Genomic DNA, 2,892 nt, shown 5'->3' with positions numbered 1-2,892 from the left:
TAAAGGAAGACAACCAACTCTGGAGTCTGAATCATTCAGCTAGGCAGGGCATTGTCTAGTGCGAGAGTAGTCGTAAGACAAACGAAGGTTTGCTGGCTACGCCAGGATCGCAGAATCCTCGTCGCTTTAGCGCGAGGAGTGTGTCAACCTAGGCTATTCCTCACCCGGCTCAAGAATGCGTTGAAACAAATAACCCGTGCCCCGTGCGGTGAGGATCAGTTCCGGATTGCTCGGATCATCTTCGAGTTTGGCCCGCAGCCGCGAAATATGCACATCCACGACGCGAGTATCCACATGGCGTTCTGGGGTGTAGCCCCAGACTTCTTGCAAAATCTCCGATCGCGAAAAGGCCTCGCCCGAACGGCTGACCAAGAGTTCTAAAAGGCTAAACTCCATACCCGTGAGGCGGATGCGTTCATCGCCTTTGTAGACTTGGCGTTTGTTGGTGTCGATTTTGATCGAACCCACTTGAATCACGCCGGAACTGGGAATTCCCGACGCGCCATTTTTATCGACGCGGCGCAACACAGAGCGAATCCGTGCTTCGAGTTCCTTCGGGGAGAAGGGTTTGACCACGTAGTCATCGGCACCGAGTTCGAGGCCGGTGATGCGATCGGCCACATCACCTAAGGCGGTGAGCATGATGATCGGGATATCGGATTCTTTGCGTAGCTCTTGGCACACACCATAGCCATCGAGCTTGGGCATCATCACATCCAAGACAACCAAATCCGGTTCCGTAACGCGGAAGGTATTGATTGCTTCTTCTCCATCAGCAGCCGTGACCACGTCATAACCGATCATGGATAGACGAGTTTCCAAAATGCGCCGGATACTCGCTTCATCATCAACAACAAGAATTTTTTCTTTATGAGTCTCCAATGAACTCAACACTCCTTCTCTGATCTGGGACGGTTGGGGGCAATCAATATCGCTAGCATTAGCGGTAGTGTTGCGCCTGATTCTGTAACGAATTTTATACGAATCTTATCCTGTCTGGGCGAAATCTCAAGGCCGGATCGGTTTTTTTTGCCAAACTGTCGCATATTTTAAGATTCTTTTCAGGGTTAGGCTGAGATGATTTTGGGGGATTTCTAACTGCAATTGTGAGGGATGCGATCGCTACATCGTCACCCTCTTCCCCGGATCATCAGCCCAGCGAACACGCTACAGTGAACCCAATTGTTGCGGTGACTGTGGTGGTAATTCATGGCTAAGGCCCGGACGGTTTATCTCTGTCGTGAATGTGGAGCGGAACATTCCCAATGGTTTGGGAAATGCCCCAGTTGCGGGCTGTTCGGCTCTTTGGATGAGCAGGTGCAGGCGGCCAAGAGTGGGGCAAGTCCGGGGCGGGCGGCGGGGCGATCGCGCTCTAGCAATGGCCGCCCCACCCCCCGCAGTGCGAAAAAGTTTTCCGAGATTTCCGATGAAGCCACCCTGCGCCTCACCTCCGGTTATGCCGAGTTTGATCGCGTCCTGGGGGGTGGGATTGTGCCGGGGGCGTTGGTGTTGATCGGCGGTGATCCGGGGATTGGTAAATCAACGCTGTTGTTGCAGACGGCGAATCAGGTAGCTCAGGGCGATCGCGTTCTCTACGTCAGCGCGGAGGAGTCGGGGCGACAGATTAAGCTGCGGGCGATGCGGTTACAGGTGGATGATCCCGACGTGGCGGCGACGATTGATCAACACCTCTACATTCTGCCGGAAACGGATCTCGATGATATTTTGCGGGAAATCGAAACCCTCCAGCCCCGGATCGCAATTATTGACAGTATCCAAACGGTGTATTTTCCCGCCCTCACCTCCGCGCCGGGGTCGGTGTCCCAGGTGCGCGAATGTACGTCGGCGCTGATGCAGGTGGCGAAACGGTCGAATATTGCGATGCTGTTGGTGGGTCATGTCACGAAGGAAGGCGCGATCGCCGGCCCCCGTGTCTTGGAGCATTTGGTGGATACGGTGTTGTATTTTGAGGGCGATCGCTACGCCTCCCACCGCATTTTGCGATCGGTGAAAAATCGCTTCGGAGCCACCCACGAAATCGGCATTTTCGACATGGTGGAACAGGGATTGCGGGAAGTCCCTAACCCGTCAGAATTGTTCCTCGGCAATCGTGAAGCCCCCACCCCCGGAACCGCCACGATCGTCGCCTGCGAAGGCACACGCCCCATTGTCGTCGAACTCCAAGCCCTGGTCAGCCCCACCAGTTACGCCTCACCGCGTCGCTCCACCACGGGGGTAGACTACAGCCGTTTGCAGCAGATCCTCGCGGTGTTGGAAAAGCGGGTGGGGATTCCCCTCTCGAAATTGGATGCCTATGTGTCGTCGGCGGGGGGCTTGGTGGTGGCGGAACCGGCGGCGGATTTGGGGATTGCGATCGCGGTGGTGGCCAGTTTTCGCGATCGCCTCGTCGATACCCACACGATCCTGATCGGCGAAGTGGGCCTCGGCGGCCAAATTCGCCCCGTCACCCAATTAGAACTCCGCCTGCGGGAAGCCTACAAACTCGGTTTCAAACGGGCGATCATTCCTGAAAACCAAGCCTACAGCGAGGATCTAGGGTTGAAAATTATTACCGTCGGGAAAGTGATTGATGCGATCGTGGCGGCATTACCCACCCATGCCCGTTATGATGCCTCCCCCGCCCGCGAAGAAGCCGCCGCCCGCGATCGCCCCTTGTGATCTGCTCGCCAGTTAGCACCCTCATCCCCTGCCCTTCTCCCGCAGGAGAAGGGAGCTAAAAGCCCTCTCCTGCGGGCTACTGCTTATACATAACGTTCAAATGTTGGCCTCGTCTGCGTTTGATCCCCCTAAATCCCCCTTAAAAAGGGGGACTTTTTTGCGTTCCCCCCTTTTTAAGGGGGGCTAGGGGGGATCGAGAGAAGGTGAACATCG

Annotated in this window: 2 protein-coding genes; one reads left to right on the top strand and one right to left on the bottom strand. The window is 55.7% G+C overall.

Annotation, left to right across the window (positions count from 1 at the left end; genetic code table 11):
* Window positions 1-153 precede the first annotated feature (153 nt).
* On the bottom strand, window positions 154-882 hold the full coding sequence (gene rpaB, locus PN477_RS16880) for a response regulator transcription factor RpaB (protein WP_072621580.1): 729 nt from the start codon (window positions 880-882) through the stop codon (window positions 154-156).
* A gap of 327 nt (window positions 883-1,209) precedes the next feature.
* Here rpaB and radA point away from each other — a divergent pair, with 327 nt between their 5' ends.
* Window positions 1,210-2,679, top strand: coding sequence for a DNA repair protein RadA (gene radA / locus PN477_RS16875; RefSeq protein ID WP_272147479.1), 1,470 nt, complete (start codon window positions 1,210-1,212; stop codon window positions 2,677-2,679).
* The last annotated feature ends 213 nt before the right edge of the window (window positions 2,680-2,892 follow it).

Origin of the sequence: Spirulina subsalsa CS-330 (assembly GCF_028330765.1) — a bacterium.
In the GTDB taxonomy this organism is placed as follows: Bacteria; Cyanobacteriota; Cyanobacteriia; order Cyanobacteriales; family Spirulinaceae; genus Spirulina; species Spirulina subsalsa_A.
Note: the sequence above shows the minus strand (reverse complement) of the source record. Positions and strands in the feature narration are given on the sequence as shown.